Genomic DNA, 15,749 nt, shown 5'->3' with positions numbered 1-15,749 from the left:
TGTGATGTAAGCTCCTGCCACTTTGCTGGCAGGAGCTTTTTTATCCAGTAGAATAGTGTTTAGCCGAGACAGACTCCATACTCATCTATTATTTCCTTCTTGCCTGTATTTGTTTTTACGAATAAAGAGAACTATAATGATGGATGCACAAAATTTCAGACTTCTTTGGAGGAACATACGTTATGAGATCTTTTCAGTTTTATAATCCGACCCGGCTGATTTTTGGCAAAGGGCAACTTCAAGCACTACAAACCGAAGTTCCAAAATACGGAAAGCGTATTTTACTTGTATATGGTGGTGGAAGCATCAAACGTAGCGGGCTGTACGATCAGGTAATCAGCCAGCTGAACGAAATCGGAGCAGAGGTGACGGAACTGGCTGGTGTAGAACCGAACCCTCGTCTGTCTACGGTTCATAAGGGCGTAGAACTATGCAGAACACATAACATTGATCTGGTTCTTGCGGTTGGGGGCGGCAGTGTACTTGACTGCGCTAAAGCCATCGCAGTAGGAGCTAAATACGATGGAGACATGTGGGATGTTGTTGTACGTGAAGCAACTCCAGAAGGCGGACTTCCACTGGGTACAATTCTGACGATGGCAGCGACAGGTTCCGAGATGAACAACGGTTCAGTAATTACCAATCAGGACACACAGGAGAAATGGGCATGGTTCAGCGAGTATTCTTTCCCAGCGTTCTCCATTCTTGATCCAGTGAACACATACACGGTACCTCTGGATCAGACGGTATACGGCATGGTGGATATGATGTCTCATGTGTTTGAACATTATTTTCATCTGGATACAAATACACCGGTTCAGCTTGGGTTCTGTGAGACGATTCTTCGTACCGTCATGGAAACGGCCCCTCGCCTGATCAAAGATCCGGAAAACTATGAACTGCGTGAAACCATTCTATACTGTGGAACAATGGCGCTTAACGATGTCCTGAATATGGGGCTTGCCGGAGATTGGGCTTCTCACAATATAGAACATGCCGTTTCGGCCGTGTACGACATTCCTCATGGGGGTGGCCTTGCAATCCTCTTCCCACACTGGATGAAGCATAATCTGGATGTGGATGTAGATCGATTCAAACGTATGGCCGTTAATGTATTTGATATCAACCCTGCTGGAAAATCGGACAAACAAGTCGCTGAAGAAGGCATTGAAGCATTGCGCCATTTCTGGACTTCAATTGGTGCTCCTAGCCGTCTGGCTGACTATGACATCGACGACAGTCAGATAGATGCAATGGCTGATAAAGCAATGCGATTCGGTCCGTTCGGATTCTTCAAAAAATTGCAGCGTGAAGATGTAGTACAAATCTATCGAGCTGCGCTGTAATTGCAAATTACACATTCTCATATATAGCAAGCTATTAAACAAGGACGTTCCTTTTTACTGAGGAACGTCCTTGTTTTTAATATGACATCATATCTTGTGCGCTCAACCGTTTTTTCTGGACATCAATGTCATTTGATTCCCTTTTTGAATTAATCCTTCGTTTCAACTACTGCCTCATTAACACGGGTGTCCTTTCGTTTCAGATACAACTTGCTTGGACGGTGCAAGAGTACGATGAGCAGGGCGAAGAGATGAACCAGGGTGAACAGGTTACTCTCATTCGGAATGGCAACGAATAGCGCCAGACTCAGAAACGTCACCGTAAGCTTGAACTTTCTCTTGGTAATGAATATAACAGCGAGCAGGCTGGGACCGATGATAAACAATATTCTGGCTATGATTACGCCAGATGCGTAAGCCAGATCATTTCCTTTGTATGAGAAGGCGAGATAGGCCTCCATGTTCTGGTTGAAGTCAATGAGGAACGCGATAAAGGACACAATCACGTAGATCAGTTTTACACTCAATAAAATGCGCACGACATTTAATAACGTGGGTAATGCTGTTTTTACCATACCACTTCTCCTATTCTCTTCGAACCTATAACCGCAGATTCTTCTGGTTGAATTCTTCCCGAGAGTTTTCCTGCACGATATGTATTTCATACATTATACGATGTTGATGTCATATTTTGTATTAACCCAAAGTCTACATTTTCCAATCGTCAACAGCGGCCTTTGACCTACAATCATTCGGTTTGAAGGATTAAGAAAAATATTTTTGTAAGCGTTTTATTACTGGATGATTATTTAATAACAACCGATATAAAGTTAACCCATATTATATTAGACCCAACAAGAATGAGGATGGATGGTGAATGTATTCATGTTATTTGCAAAGGCGAGGCAACGGTTGACCAACATGTCTTTTCGCTTCAAATTGCCACTGATGATCGGTCAACTGGTGTGCGTCGTACTGGCCGTGACGGCAGTACTATGTTACAAAGTGGCAGAGGACATTACATTGGACAAAAGCAGAGATGAGATTCAGTCGACCTCTGACCGTATTGGAGCGGGGCTATTTACCTCACTAAGTCTGGAGGAGCAATCTACGTTTCTGATCACAACACATCGGACATTCCAAGATTTACTGGAGATTCGGAATGCAGCAGAGGGCGAAGATAACGAAGCATTTTTCGAGGAAAACAGTGAACTTGTTAATAAAGCCAGTGGGATATTGGCAGATAGTTTAGCGGGCATGGAGGGCAACAGTGTTCTGATTCTGGTGGATCGCAATGGAACCGTGGTTGCGGCGAACGACCCGGAGTCACTTGGAGGTGAACGGGCAGACCGTGCTTATTTCCAGGAAGCCATTAAGGGACGTAACGTCATTAGCGAAGGCATCATTTCCAAGACGTTGGGTACATTGGGGACGGTGTTTGCAACCCCGATCTATAATGAGAACAAGCAAGTGGCAGGGGTACTTGTCTCAACCGCCTCTACATCATTCTTCGTGAACCAGTTGCAGAACGTCAAGATTAACGAAGAGGGTAAAGTCATTATTTTGGACCGGATCGGAACGGTCATGTATCATTCGGCAGACGAGAGCCTGGCAGGAAAACCGCTGGAATCGGGGGAGTACCAGTCTCTGATCGATCTGGCTTCAAGTGATACATTGCAACAGGGCGAAGTGAGTACGGACGAGAAAGTGGTATTCTACTCGAAGATTCCGCGTTCCGACTGGACCGTGATTGTCGAGGATACATATACGGATGTACGGAAGCCGCTGGTAGGTATGGCGAAGCAAATGTACATCGTTTTGTTCAGTGCCATTGCTGTGTCTATCATCGCAGGTATCCTGATCTCGCAGCTGGTGACCAGACCGATTAGCCGAATAACGCTGTTGTTTAAACAGTTGGCCGGAGGAGATCTGACTGTGCAGGCAGAAGGCAAGTATACCGGGGAATTCAAAGAACTGGCAGACAGCTTCAACACGATGGCTGAGGGGAACAAACAACTAATCTCCAGCATGAACCGTTCCATCGGGGTCCTGAATACAAGCACGACGGAGCTGGATCAATCTGCACAGCAGACGTCAGCTTCTATAACCGATACAACAGCGACAGCCCTTGAGATCTCACGGGCGATGGAATCACAGGCGAACGACACGGAATCCATCGTGGATAAATTCATGAATGTGGGGAACAAGATTGAGAACGTGAATGAGATGTCACAGTCCGTTATGCTTAAGGCAGATGAGATCACGGACGCATTTAAAAATAATCATGAGGTCATTGATGCCCTTATTGCGGTGAACGGGCAGAATGAGGCGGAAGTGAGCAACATCTCACAGATTACGGTTCAGCTCGCCGAGAGTTCTTCCGGTATCCATCAGATTACGGGCACGATTGCCGAGATTGCGAATCAGACCAAGTTACTGGCATTGAACGCTTCCATCGAGGCGGCGAGAGCTGGCGATCAGGGGCGTGGCTTCGCAGTCGTTGCTTCCGAGATTCGCAAGCTGGCAGAGCAGACGACTGCTCAATCAGAGGACATCAATCGTATTGTGATGCAGACGATAGCACATGTGGAGCAGAATAACCGCAGTGTACATGCCATTGAGGCGATTGCGGAACAGCATAAGCGCAGTGTAAGCCAGACCAAGGAAACCTTTAATTTTGTCACACAAAATATGCAGGACATGATGAATCAGGTACAAGCGATTGCTTCGGAGATCGAGTCCATTGAGCGAGATAAGGATGATGTGCTTGGAGCTGCACAGAATCTGTCGGCTTCAGGGGAAGAGGTCTCGGCATCCATCGAGGAAGTGACGGCAACGATGCAAGAGCAATCCGGCATGACTGGACATCTGGCAGAGTTGGTGCAGACCATTAATGGACTGACCAAACAACTTGCAGAGGAATCATCTCGCTTCAAAACAAAATAGGAACACCAAAGAAACCCGTCTCCCAAAAGAGAACCGGGTTTCTCGACAAAGTGAGCACCTGTACCCATCTATGGCTACGGTGCTCTTTTGTGATCTGCTACTCTCCCCGAACGGAGGGTGCGTACGCCAATACTTCCATTTCAATTAGATAAGGGCCTAAACCGCTGAATACGGTAATACGGGCGGGATATGGCTGCTTAATCATTCGCGCATAGACTTCATTGTATTCTGATTGATCCTCCACTCGGGCCAGATGGGTGGTTGCCTTCACGATATGATCGAGTGTGAGTCCGACTTCTTGCAGGATCACCTCAATATTGCGGATGCACTGCTCAGTCTGCTCCTTAATGCCGCCGATGGGCTCAAGTGTTTGTGGATCGACACCTACTTGACCTGAGACGTAGACTAAATCTCCTGCGCGGACAGCATGGGAGAAAGGAAGCGGGAACTTGGGTGCTGCACTTGCATGTATGATGGTAGACATCGTAGTTGTCATTCCTTTCCTAATGAGTGTGTATATTTGTTGTTAACTGATGCCAGTTCGTAGCCTGCTGATAATGATGAGCGATGGACAACAAGCGGTCTTCTCTCATGAGTGGACCGGCAAGCTGCATGCCGATAGGTAATTGCTTCCCAGAGGTGGTATCGAATCCGATGGGAACGGTGATGGACGGTAGACCTGTATTGGTGAACGGTCCGTTGAAAATCGGGCTTCCCGTCTTGTAGCCATAGGGGGCCACATACGGTGTTGATGGAGTTAATAACACATCCACTTCATCAAAAAGCATCATCATTTCGCTCCGGAATATCGTTCGGATTCGCTGTGCCTGCAAATAGTCAACAGCACTCGTCTGGTAGCCGAGTTCAAGCTGTTCTCGCATCGTATGTCCGTAACGATCGGAGGCTTCCGCGAAGCGTTCCTGGTGGAAGGCGGCAGCTTCTGCCCGCATAACCGTACGATGAGCAGCAATGGTCTCTTCCATATAAGAAGGCAGGTCAACTTTTTTCCATGGCATGCCCAGCTTCTCAAGCACAGCGATAGCCGACTCTACGGCTAACAAGATCGCCGGTTCATCCGTCTGGAAGAAGTTGCTGGGCAGACCGATCACCATTCCTGAAATAGGATGCTCAAGAGCACTTGTTAAGTCTGGCTTGCCATAAGGAAGCGTGAAGGAGTCCAGCTCATCTTGCCCGGCCATCGCTTCCAGAACGATTGCGTTATCTTGTGCGGACCGAGTGAAGGCGCCAATATGATCCAGGCTCCAACTGGCTGTGATGACACCATTACGGCTAACCCTGCCGTAAGTGGGCTTCATACAGGTTAATCCGTTGTATGCTGCGGGTCTAAGCAGAGATCCGAAAGTCTGTGTTCCGAGTGAGAAGGAGGCCATGCCGGCCGCTACTGCAGCGGCGGAACCTGAACTGGAACCGCCCGGCGTATGTTCTAGATTCCACGGGTTGCGGGTAGGTGGTTCTCCTCCTTGGAAGGCATATTCCGTCGTTGTTGTCTTGCCGAGCAGGATTGCGCCTGCGGCTTGCAACTTATTAATTACAGTAGCATTTGTTTCGGGTACGAAGTCAGGATAGGTGCTTGATCCGGCCGATGTGCGTATGCCAGCGGTATGGATAATATCTTTGGCTCCATAGGGAATGCCATGCAGAGAACCGAGATATTCGCCATTCATCAGTTTTCGCTCAGACTCTTTTGCAGCCTGCAAGGCTTGCTCAGCGGTGACTGTAACGAAGGCTTGCACAGCAGGTTCTACTTTCTCAATGCGATTCAAATAGGATTTCGTAAGCTCGACAGGAGATATGGTTTTGTTTTTAATCAGTGTTGCGGCTTCAGCAATCGTCAGCTCGTTCAGTGGTTTCGTAATCATCGCAGAGGAGCCCTCCTATGCGGTGAATTGGGTCCTACTTCTTCTGGCAACTTGAAGCCTCGAATCAGCTTCAAGTCGGCTGTAAATAGGGCAAGCTCCTCGCTGGTAATAACTCCGTTTGCGTATTTCGCACTTTCAGTACGGCGGTGTGTGAGATAGTCGTCTTGGTTCAGAGTAATCACCCTTTCTCTCTCTATTTGGTGAAGCTTGAATCGATAATGTCCTCGTAAGCGAGATCTTCCTTCAAATTACCGATGAAGCGCTGCATATCGATTGCGGTCTCGAAGGCGGATTCGTTGATGAGCCCCTCAGCAGGGTATACCTTGCTGTCGATCATACGTTGTACCGCTTGCTCCACGACGTTTTTGTCCAGATTCGGGAATTCCTTCACGGCAACTGCTTTTGCGCCTTCAGGATTTGATTGAATGTAGTCCAGGGCCTGCTCAATAGAGGTGACAAAGCGCTGGGTGAGATCAGGATTCTTTTCAATGAAGCTTGCGGTCGTATTCATCGTTGCAAAGGCGAATTCAGGATAATCCTTCGTGAAATCATGGACAATATGAAGTCCCTCTGCAATGCCTTGATCCAGCTGCGGCTCGTAAACGATAGCAATATCGGCTTTGCCGGCTAATACAGCACCAAGCTCGGAGCCATTCTGAACCTCAGTGATCGTCACATCGTTGTCGATATCAATGTTGTTGTCAGCGAATAGTTTCCGCAGTAAGCTGTTCGAGCTTGTAGGTGCCAAGCCGACAACGATGGTTTTACCTTTGAAATCCTCTGTTGAGTTCACGGTTACTCCTTCTCGCGCAACCGCCCATACTGGAGCACTACCCGATAAAAGGACCAGTGAGCGAGCATCTCCGCCCTTCGCATTAGCGAATGCGACATGCTCAGGACCGTGGAACGAGAACGCAGACTCGCCTGAGATCACCGAAGACAATGCTGTTGGTCCGCTTCCGGCAGCGCGAATGGAGGATAGCTCAATGCGATTCTCCTCTAGGAATCCTTGGTTATTCGCTACATACAGCGGAAGGTAGAGCAGGTTGTGATACACCTCGGACACCATAATTTTGTCCACCTGCGCATTTGCTTGCCCCCCGCTATTAGATGCACCTGCACCACTCGCAGGTGTTGTGGCATTGCTGCCGCATGCACTGAGCAGTGTAGTCAACATAACCGTCATCGTTGCTAGAAAAGCTATCTTTTTGAATGTACGCATGAGTCATCAGTCCCCTTTAATCGTTGTAGGTCAGCTATACAGATGTGGATTTGCTGCTGGTCTTGTTGTCATTCCATGGAAGGAGACGGGATTCGATATAACCGACACAGGTGTAGAGGAGCATGGCGACCAGCATAAGCATGAACACGCCAACCCATACGGCCGGAAGGTTGAACAGGTTACCTTCGACGAATACCATATGTCCGAGTCCTTTGTCAGAAGAGATGAATTCTCCACCTACGACAGACACCAATGCCAAGCCGATATTGATCCGGAAGGCTGAGATGATCCATGGCAGAGAGGAAGGAACGATAATTTTGCGGAAAATTTGTGATTTCTTCGCACCGAAGGATTTCATCAGATTAATCTGGGATTCGTCGATCTGATGCGTCGCTTGGTAGGCGGATAATAATGCTACGATAAACGTTGCCACGGAGGCCAGAGCAATCTTGGAGAAGATGCCTGAACCGAACCAGATGATAATCATTGGAGCGAGGGCAATCTTCGGGATACCGTTCATGGCTACAATGAATGGATCGAGCACACGGGCAACGGACTTGGAATACCACATGAGCAGTCCTGCCAATGAGCCAATTAAGCTTCCGGCTACGAAGCCAATAACGGTGGCATTCACCGTTGCGAACGCGTCTGTAAGCAGTTGCCCTGAGCTGGCCATGGTGATGGCGGCATCGAGAATGGCGCTTGGTGATCCCATGAGGAATCCGTTAACCAACTTCAAGCGAACGGCGGATTCCCAGATCACCAGGATGACCGCAACAATAATGAACCGCCACAGCATCGTCATCAGCCATTCTTTGGAGAAAGTGGACTGTCTGCGTTTGCTCTTCGCAACTCCAGCAGGCTTCCCGGCAAGGGTTATTTCAGGTGATGTGCTCTTCATTAGCTAATCCTCCCCATCTGGATATCAAGCTCTGACCAGATCGATTCAAAATACTGCTTGAACTTCTGGTCGGAGCGGGCTTTCAGTGCTGAGCCATACTGCGAAGCGAGACCGATATCGTATACCTGTTTCACGGTCGTTGGTCTTTTGCTCATAACGGCAATGCGGTCGGAGATGGCGATGGCTTCCTCAATGTCATGTGTGATAAGCACGCCTGTTTTGCCCTCGGATTTCAGGATAGACAAGATTTCATCTTCCAGAATGAGTCTGGTCTGATAATCAAGTGCTGAGAAGGGTTCGTCCAGTAATATGATATCGGGCTGGGTAACGAGGGTACGAATGAGGGCTACACGTTGGCGCATACCGCCTGATAGGGTGGAGGGATAGGCTTCTGCGAATGAAGCCAGGCCATAACGATCCAGATAATCCATGGCAATATCGCCACGATCCTTTTTGGACATGCCCTTCACTTCCAAGCCTAGCGTGACATTGTCCAGAATGCTTCTCCAAGGAAGCAGCAGATCCTTCTGCATCATATAGCCGACATGCCCGGTGGTCTGATCAATCTCTTCGCCACAGACGATAACTTTGCCTTTCGTTGGCTTAAGCAGACCTGCGATAATATTGAAGATCGTACTCTTGCCGCAGCCGCTCGGTCCCACGATACTGAAGAACTCCTGCTTCTTGATTTGCATCGAAACCTCAGCGAGTACTTGAATATCTTCTCCGGTTGCACTGACAAATGATTTGGATACGCCTTGTATTTGTATAGCCATGATAGGTAGCCCCTTTCCTACAGCCTGATGGTGTTCATTTCTTGATGTGAATTTATGTTAAGTAATATAACATTGATGAATATATTCCTAATCATATAGACTGTTTGCACAATTGTCATTAGTTACTCTGAACATAAAAATACAATTTAATCAGTTAAAATGCACAAATGAGGTTGGGTTGGGAAAAGAAAATAAAAGAACGTGTCATTATACATGACACGTTCTCGGTTTAAGACGTATGATTAGCTTCGCTAGGGACTGGATTAACATTTAGAAGGGACTCAAGTGCGAAGGCGAGTCTGAAGCGCAGGCTCTCCATCGGGTCCTTGATGTTCCTGCCGGTTAGTTTCTCGCATTTCTCCAACCTATAGATCACTGTATTGCGATGTACGAACAGCTCTTTCGCTGTATCGACGATCTGGCAATGATTCTCGTAGAAGGAGGACAACGTTCTCATAAGTTCACTGCGCTCGGTCTGATCTCGGCCTTCAAAGGGTTTGAAGGTTTCTTGATGGAATTGCAGCATCTCATCGTAAGGAATCATGCGCAGCAGACGGCTTATATCCATGGTTTGATAGGAGTGAGCGAAGCGGGTCTTTCGCATCTGATAGCCGGATTGGAGGGCTTTGACTGCCTCCTTATAGGAGAGTCCAATATCCAATACGTTCGTGTAGGGATTACCTATTCCGAAGGATAGGCTGAGCTGTGACTCCATATACAGATTGCTCGCGATCCGCTCAAGCTGCTGAACAACGGAATGTTCGTTCCAAGACGATTCGGCCAAAAAGACGAGTATGCCGAACTGGTCGTTCTTCGTGAACATGACAAAGGAGAGATCCAATTTGGCGAACTCCTGCTTAATCAACTCGTAATTAGCGTCTCGTTCCGAGATGAACCGCTCTTCCCCAGGTGGAGTGAGGATGTGATTAGGTTTGTTCGTTAAGGGTTCATCCATCTTGGCGATGATGAGAACGGAGCTCCCTTTGGCTTGCAGCCCATATTTCTTGCCGCGATGCAGCGCTTCTTGTTCCGAACGAATGAAGCCTTGAATGAGATCGGAGAAATATTCATTTTTGTACCGGCGGGAGCGTTCCTTGACTGCTTGTTTCTTGGTTAACTCCAGACCGATCACATTGACCGCTTGCTCCAGTGCCAGAGTGGAGAGCTTAGAGGTTGTGGAACTGTCGTATAGTGCGATTAAATAACCCTCGTGACGATCCGTGAAGATGGGATGAAGCTCGGCATGTCGATATTTATCAGCAGTAAGCAGGCATATCGAGATTGTGGTATGGAAGGAAGGGTGCTCATCTATAAATATCAGTAAGGGCGCGGCGAGAGACTGGTTATCCATCTGTTGTGCATAATGGGAGCTTGCCGTAATCTGCTTCTTTGAGCCAAGCAGCAGCACAGGTGAGGATAGCAACTGAGACAACGTATCTACGATGGATGGTATGCCTTTTCCCTGCATCACCATCGTGGAAAATTGCTTGTGAATAGACAGGGCGTAGTGAAGCTCATGGGTTTTGTTCTGAAGGATGGCACTGATCGAATGTTGAAATATTTCACCGAGTGTATTGTCTATCTCAGACAGCTCGATGATCGGGAAGCCCAACCTGTCGGCAGTTTCAAGCAGTTGCGGAGATAATTCAAGAGAGAAACGCTGTGTCTTCACAGCAAGTGCCGCACAGCCAATAGTATGCATGTCTGTAATGAATGCAAGATGAGCATCAGGGCGGTCTTTCAGGATATAACCGTTTGTCAGCAGCATATCTCCCGGCTTCAGGAATTGTACAATATCTGGCGCGTCCATAATGTTAATCGATTGTACCAAACGATCTAGTCCACGATGTCCGGCAATCACTTTTGCTTTGGAGAGAATGGGGATAGTCAATAACTGTTGCAGATCCATCTTCAACCCACTCGCTTTCATAATAATATGTTATAAAATCTAACATTAAGTGGGGTAGGCGTAAAGAAGAGTTTGGATAAAGGGGCTAAAAGATAGATGTAAACAAATTTCTCATAAATATAAAAACTTTCCAATAATTCAATGCGTTATACTAAATAGATTTCAAGAAACTATGATCACTATTACCAACTCTATCACTAAAAAGGAGTTCTCGATCCATGAAAGGAAAAGGATTAGTATCGCTTTTACTTGCCAGTGTTGTTGCTGGTTCTATCTTAGTAGCATCGACTACTACTGCGGAAAGAGTCGTAGCCCAAACTCCGATGGAAGCAGCAACGGAGTACTTTCAGGCTTACATTGCTAAAGATGTAGAGGGAATGATGTTCTATTCTAAAGATACAAACTATCTGGATGAGAAAAGTCGTGAAGAAGGATATGTAAAAGATTTTAAAACCAATCCAACTACAGGGTATGAAATTGTGGGAAGCAAACAAATCAATACGGATGAAGTTCAACTTTATGTAGTTCAAAAGTATGCAGGACAAGACTATGAACAGTCACCACCACTCCCGTATAAAATTTTCAAAAGCGAAAATGGATGGAAGGTTATAGTAGAGCCACTAGAAATCAATACATTGACAGGTGAAATCACTAAAGGTACACCGATTCACGCTTTGCAGTATACAGATCATTAGTTGTGATTGTGAAAAGCGATTCCTAGAATAAATTTATCAGAAAATTAAGCTTGGAAAGGCGGTGTAGAAATGCCAGCGACCTGGACATTTAGTGCAAATAGGAAAAGAGACATTATCCCTTTTAAGAAATAATATTAGACAAGGGGATGGTTGTATCATGAAAATTTCAGACCGACTATTAAGACAATATTTAGATCACGTTTATTGGATATGTGGCGGCCCTTGCGGCGGCAAAAGCACGATGACAAAGTTGCTTTCTTCAAAATGGGATCTGAATTATTATTCTTCAGATGACCACACTTTCGATTATCAAAAAAAGGCTAATCCGCAGGATCATCCAGCAATTTTGCGACACTTCATTGATTGGGAATGGTTCTTTTTAGGGCGTGGGAACGATAGAAGTCACTGGTTAAATTCAGTGTTTGATGAAAGCGTGGAGTTTATTATTTTGGATCTGTTACAGATGGGGAAAGAGAAGCCAATCGTAGTAGATACTTTTATGGAACCTGCTTATCTAAGGGAGATTGTTAACCCCAACCGAGTTGTTTATATGTTTGCAGAAGATGACCTAATTAGAGCGGAGTATCTGGATCGGGATCATCTGAGGGGCATGGAGGATTTGTTCCCTAATTTATCAGATCCACAACGTGCACGGGACGAAACATTAAACACGGTGGTTAGAGCATCGAATCATTACCTGCAACAAGCAGAGCAGTATCAATTAAAATGGTTCATGAGAACATCTCAGTCCAATAAAGAGCAGATGTTATTGGAAGTTGAAAAGCATTTCGGTTTTCGATGATACTGAAGTGTCAAATTATATCCGTCGTCATTTGATACATTAAAGGAATACGATAGCTCAATAAAACCCAGAGCGTAGCCGATCAACCCGATCGGCTGCTTTTGTTCAGCTAAAGGAAGGTTAACTTAATGCCATCTTACGAATTACAGCTGTAACTTTTATAGACTGATAGCGTTGTTAATAACGAGGAACTTCTTATAGGTTTTAAGAATAACTAATAAAAGAATACGAGGAATGAAGTAATGAAGAAAAAGAAACTATTTTTTACTGTTATATCATTAGCTTTAACAACAGCGACCGTAACTGCCTGTGATTCAACAAGTCAAATTCAAGAGAATATGTCTAATCCAAAAACTGGTGTATTATCAAGCGAGGCCGAAAGTACAACCCTTTCTAAGTCTTTAAGCGAACAAGAGAGCAAACCCTCCCACTTTATTGCTTCTGGAGGCGCAACGGTACAGCAACCCTTTTCCGTAAATCCGGAATCTGTACATATAAAACTGCTTATGAAAAACAATAGTAGCCATGAAGTTAATGTTAGTTTAACTCAATTAGATACTAGTGAAGTGTATTTCGCTAGAACGATTGCTCCTGGGGAATCTTTAGATTGGATAAATAGTAAAGAAGGTTTCACACAGGGGATGAGTACTGGAGGCTACTTGCTTCAATGGAGTGGTGGCGGTTATCAGGTTGAGGGGGAATTATGGGGATCAGCTGGTTCAGACCCGGACGATACTGTTGATCTAACGTGCATGTTATTGTGGTTAAGCCACTACAGATTAAGTGGGGAACGAATTAAAAACCTCGTTAATTATGAACTGTCTAGAATATTTAATTTGGAAAATATTTTATCGGAATTATCACAAATCGGAGTAACTATGATCAGAGCATCGTTCCTGAATAAATAGATTAAAGTCGAAGAGGGGCTGCATTCTGCACTCCCTCTTCTTAGTGATTTTAGTAATTTTGCAATTAGGAAGATATAATTTACTAGTTTTAACCTAGTTTTTGCGAACCATTGAACCACACGGATTTGATTGACAAGGTATCTGAAATATTAGTGATCGGATCACCGTTTATGAGAACAAGATCAGCACGTGCACCTTCCGTAATTCGGCCACGATCATGTAGACCAAAGCAACGGGCCGGTTTGGCAGTAGCCGACTGAAGAGCTTCGATCGGGGTGAACCCAGCCTTCACCAGTAGCTGCATTTCGTGGTGGACACTGGCCCCATGAGCAAGGCCACCAAGGTTCGGAACAGGAACCGGTGCAACATCCGTCCCCACAAGAATATCAACTCCGGCACGGTGAAGATCCATCACATTCTTAAAGCTGTTCTCCATATTGCCTTGTGGAAACGTATTGAAGCTTGAGTTCAAAATATCGATCCAATCCGGACTTAATTTGGAATGAACTCGTGGATCATTCGCCAATTCCGAAGCCGGATTACCAATAATCGATGAATTCAATACCAAGCACGGTGTAACAAAAGCTCCAGAATCAGCTATGGATTTAACCAATTCGGACGTGTACTCGGGTCTGTCGATAAACAAGTGACCCAAACCGTCGACTCCAAGATCGATGGCTGCTTTCGATGAAAGAGCCGTCAAGACGTGGGCGATGACCAACTTATCGAACTTGTGGGCTTCAGTAACGGCTGTTTTTAAAATCTCGTCACTTAGAACAGGCAGGCCAGGTGCACCCATGACCGTTCCCTCTTCAATCATGATCTTAATATAGTCGGATCCATTCTCTACTTGGGTATGCACATGTTTGATCGCTTCTTTAACCGTCGTCACTTGAGGTATTTCGTCGTGATCGTGAGCGTAGGCAGCCAACATTGCTTCCCGATCTTCCTCCGATAACTTCTCTAGTTCCTTTAATATGAATTCCGGTATTTCATCTCCATCAGGCAGTAATTCATCTGGGTGCCCACCAGGAGCGGTAATCGCTGTACCAGCTGATCGGACGTCTGCGATGTCAGACACATTTTTTAGCTGAATTTCGCGACCTCTTTTAGTAAAATCGCCGTTCATTTCGAGTTCTGTTGTAACACCGAATTTTAAGGCATCTCGTAATCCACCAATTGAGGTATGGACATGTGCATCAATCAAACCAGGTATTAATGTCCCGTTGTCTCCATTGATAATTGTTGCATCGCTTGGGATGTCTCCGCCTACTGAAATAATGGACTCCCCACTAATGATAATATGTCTGGGAGCAATAATTTGATATCCGTCAAAGATTCGTACATTTGTAATGGCCGTAATTTTTTCTAACCCAGCATTTTGATTTACGTTCTCCATCATAATTCCTCCCAATGTGCTTGTGATTCAACACTTCGGATTATAACTGTTAGATATCTAACAGTCAACAATCTATTGTTTATTTGACAATCCTATTAGGATCACTGTATATTTTAGCTGCGAACAATTAGATTCCTAACAATTATGGAGGGGACGATGGATGGTCATGCATTCCCGAGAAGATACACCTTATATGGATTTGTTTCAGATTATCGGTCTTAAGTTGAAGAAAAGAGCGGATGAGAGTATAAAAGAGCTAGGATTAAGTTCTCAACAAGGAAAAGTAATCGATTATATTTATAAGAATCAAGATAATATTATTCAAAAGGATCTTGCAGATCGGTTTCATCTGCGTGGGGCAAGCGTTACAAGCATGCTTCAAAGTCTAGAGCAAAAAGGATTCATTGAACGTAAAATCCCGGTCAATAATGAACGTCAAAAAAATATATATGTATTACCAAAAGCGGTTGAATTGATTGATGACTTTAATAACTCTTTTCAAAAAGTGGAGGATGAAATCGTTCAAGCTCTGAATGACGAGGAGAAGCAAATCTTAAAGAAATTACTGACCAGAATTAATGAACGCATATAAAGAAGATGATTCCTTTAAGTTTTTTGAAGCTGGCGGGTAAGAAGTATGCTTACCGAATTGTGTGCGAGGAAACTAAAACAAAGAGAGCCAGACGTATAAGTCAGGCTCTTCTTGGCGATATATTGTGTCTCTGTGTCATTTGAATCCTGGCGCTGTTGTTACAACCAGACTTAAATTTTTTAAATAGTATTTAATGTGGTGTATCTCCCAAATTCATAAGTATACGGTTTGCTTGTAATTAAACTAAATTCTGTATTAATTAATCAAATTTTCACCTCTTTTGTCCTGAAAAATGGTCGGAAATAGATTGGCAGAGGTACAGAGGCGCTGCACGAATATGAAATGTTACAAGAATAATGCCTAATGAACTCAT

14 protein-coding genes are annotated in these 15,749 nt (G+C 45.2%); 6 read left to right on the top strand and 8 right to left on the bottom strand.

Translation table 11 applies throughout. The features are described from left to right. Positions 1 to 182 precede the first annotated feature (182 nt). Positions 183 to 1,346 (top strand): iron-containing alcohol dehydrogenase, encoded by a 1,164-nt coding sequence (locus OM416_RS08560; RefSeq protein WP_264928465.1) that lies wholly within the window; start codon positions 183 to 185, stop codon positions 1,344 to 1,346. Positions 1,347 to 1,495: 149 nt separating this feature from the next. On the opposite strand, the gene OM416_RS08555 is transcribed toward OM416_RS08560, so the two are convergent. Continuing rightward, positions 1,496 to 1,921: a hypothetical protein gene (locus OM416_RS08555; RefSeq protein WP_264928464.1), complete on the bottom strand. Its 426-nt coding sequence runs from the start codon at positions 1,919 to 1,921 to the stop codon at positions 1,496 to 1,498. Between the two features lie 310 nt (positions 1,922 to 2,231). On the opposite strand from OM416_RS08555, the gene OM416_RS08550 reads away from it, so the two are divergent. Then, entirely contained in the window at positions 2,232 to 4,292 is a 2,061-nt protein-coding gene (locus OM416_RS08550) for a methyl-accepting chemotaxis protein (protein ID WP_264928463.1), read from the top strand. Between the two features lie 97 nt (positions 4,293 to 4,389). Here the strand turns inward: OM416_RS08550 and OM416_RS08545 are convergent, their stop codons facing one another. From OM416_RS08545 to OM416_RS08520, 6 genes are all read right to left on the bottom strand, one after another. Beyond that, complete coding sequence (locus OM416_RS08545) at positions 4,390 to 4,776, bottom strand: RidA family protein (RefSeq protein WP_264928462.1); 387 nt, start codon at positions 4,774 to 4,776, stop codon at positions 4,390 to 4,392. A gap of 19 nt (positions 4,777 to 4,795) precedes the next feature. Further along, complete coding sequence (locus OM416_RS08540) at positions 4,796 to 6,172, bottom strand: amidase (RefSeq protein WP_264928461.1); 1,377 nt, start codon at positions 6,170 to 6,172, stop codon at positions 4,796 to 4,798. A 193-nt stretch (positions 6,173 to 6,365) separates the two neighbouring features. Further along, positions 6,366 to 7,394 carry an ABC transporter substrate-binding protein gene (locus OM416_RS08535; protein WP_264928460.1) on the bottom strand — a complete coding sequence of 343 codons (1,029 nt, stop codon included), beginning with the start codon at positions 7,392 to 7,394 and terminating at the stop codon, positions 6,366 to 6,368. Between the two features lie 34 nt (positions 7,395 to 7,428). Continuing rightward, positions 7,429 to 8,295 (bottom strand): ABC transporter permease, encoded by an 867-nt coding sequence (locus OM416_RS08530; protein WP_264928459.1) that lies wholly within the window; start codon positions 8,293 to 8,295, stop codon positions 7,429 to 7,431. Continuing rightward, positions 8,295 to 9,071 (bottom strand): ABC transporter ATP-binding protein, encoded by a 777-nt coding sequence (locus OM416_RS08525; RefSeq protein WP_264928458.1) that lies wholly within the window; start codon positions 9,069 to 9,071, stop codon positions 8,295 to 8,297. The genes OM416_RS08530 and OM416_RS08525 overlap by 1 nt, the downstream gene beginning before the upstream one ends. A gap of 229 nt (positions 9,072 to 9,300) precedes the next feature. After that, positions 9,301 to 10,980, bottom strand: a complete 1,680-nt coding sequence (locus OM416_RS08520) for a PucR family transcriptional regulator (protein ID WP_264928457.1) — start codon at positions 10,978 to 10,980, stop codon at positions 9,301 to 9,303. A 218-nt stretch (positions 10,981 to 11,198) separates the two neighbouring features. Here OM416_RS08520 and OM416_RS08515 point away from each other — a divergent pair, with 218 nt between their 5' ends. The 3 genes from OM416_RS08515 to OM416_RS08505 all read left to right on the top strand — a co-directional run bounded on the left by OM416_RS08515 (position 11,199) and on the right by OM416_RS08505 (position 13,385). After that, positions 11,199 to 11,675 carry a hypothetical protein gene (locus OM416_RS08515; protein ID WP_264928456.1) on the top strand — a complete coding sequence of 159 codons (477 nt, stop codon included), beginning with the start codon at positions 11,199 to 11,201 and terminating at the stop codon, positions 11,673 to 11,675. A gap of 157 nt (positions 11,676 to 11,832) precedes the next feature. Beyond that, positions 11,833 to 12,477 (top strand): hypothetical protein, encoded by a 645-nt coding sequence (locus OM416_RS08510; RefSeq protein ID WP_264928455.1) that lies wholly within the window; start codon positions 11,833 to 11,835, stop codon positions 12,475 to 12,477. A 242-nt stretch (positions 12,478 to 12,719) separates the two neighbouring features. After that, positions 12,720 to 13,385 (top strand): hypothetical protein, encoded by a 666-nt coding sequence (locus OM416_RS08505; RefSeq protein ID WP_264928454.1) that lies wholly within the window; start codon positions 12,720 to 12,722, stop codon positions 13,383 to 13,385. 88 nt (positions 13,386 to 13,473) lie between these two features. Here OM416_RS08505 and OM416_RS08500 read toward each other — a convergent pair whose 3' ends face one another. Next, positions 13,474 to 14,784 carry an amidohydrolase family protein gene (locus OM416_RS08500; RefSeq protein ID WP_264928916.1) on the bottom strand — a complete coding sequence of 437 codons (1,311 nt, stop codon included), beginning with the start codon at positions 14,782 to 14,784 and terminating at the stop codon, positions 13,474 to 13,476. Between the two features lie 166 nt (positions 14,785 to 14,950). Between OM416_RS08500 and OM416_RS08495 the strand changes: the two genes are divergently transcribed. Further along, positions 14,951 to 15,376 carry a MarR family winged helix-turn-helix transcriptional regulator gene (locus OM416_RS08495; protein ID WP_264928914.1) on the top strand — a complete coding sequence of 142 codons (426 nt, stop codon included), beginning with the start codon at positions 14,951 to 14,953 and terminating at the stop codon, positions 15,374 to 15,376. Positions 15,377 to 15,749 lie beyond the last annotated feature (373 nt).

It is taken from the genome of Paenibacillus sp. LS1 (genome assembly GCF_026013365.1).
Classification (GTDB): Bacteria; Bacillota; Bacilli; order Paenibacillales; family Paenibacillaceae; genus Paenibacillus.
This window is presented reverse-complemented; position numbering and strand designations above follow the sequence as displayed.

Coding starts and splice junctions, on each gene's coding strand:
- OM416_RS08560 (WP_264928465.1), top strand. CDS start 183: ATGAGATCTTTTCAGTTTTATAATCCGACCCGGCTGATTTTTGGCAAA.
- OM416_RS08555 (WP_264928464.1), bottom strand. CDS start 1,921: ATGGTAAAAACAGCATTACCCACGTTATTAAATGTCGTGCGCATTTTA.
- OM416_RS08550 (WP_264928463.1), top strand. CDS start 2,232: ATGTTATTTGCAAAGGCGAGGCAACGGTTGACCAACATGTCTTTTCGC.
- OM416_RS08545 (WP_264928462.1), bottom strand. CDS start 4,776: ATGTCTACCATCATACATGCAAGTGCAGCACCCAAGTTCCCGCTTCCT.
- OM416_RS08540 (WP_264928461.1), bottom strand. CDS start 6,172: ATGATTACGAAACCACTGAACGAGCTGACGATTGCTGAAGCCGCAACA.
- OM416_RS08535 (WP_264928460.1), bottom strand. CDS start 7,394: ATGCGTACATTCAAAAAGATAGCTTTTCTAGCAACGATGACGGTTATG.
- OM416_RS08530 (WP_264928459.1), bottom strand. CDS start 8,295: ATGAAGAGCACATCACCTGAAATAACCCTTGCCGGGAAGCCTGCTGGA.
- OM416_RS08525 (WP_264928458.1), bottom strand. CDS start 9,071: ATGGCTATACAAATACAAGGCGTATCCAAATCATTTGTCAGTGCAACC.
- OM416_RS08520 (WP_264928457.1), bottom strand. CDS start 10,980: ATGGATCTGCAACAGTTATTGACTATCCCCATTCTCTCCAAAGCAAAA.
- OM416_RS08515 (WP_264928456.1), top strand. CDS start 11,199: ATGAAAGGAAAAGGATTAGTATCGCTTTTACTTGCCAGTGTTGTTGCT.
- OM416_RS08510 (WP_264928455.1), top strand. CDS start 11,833: ATGAAAATTTCAGACCGACTATTAAGACAATATTTAGATCACGTTTAT.
- OM416_RS08505 (WP_264928454.1), top strand. CDS start 12,720: ATGAAGAAAAAGAAACTATTTTTTACTGTTATATCATTAGCTTTAACA.
- OM416_RS08500 (WP_264928916.1), bottom strand. CDS start 14,784: ATGGAGAACGTAAATCAAAATGCTGGGTTAGAAAAAATTACGGCCATT.
- OM416_RS08495 (WP_264928914.1), top strand. CDS start 14,951: ATGCATTCCCGAGAAGATACACCTTATATGGATTTGTTTCAGATTATC.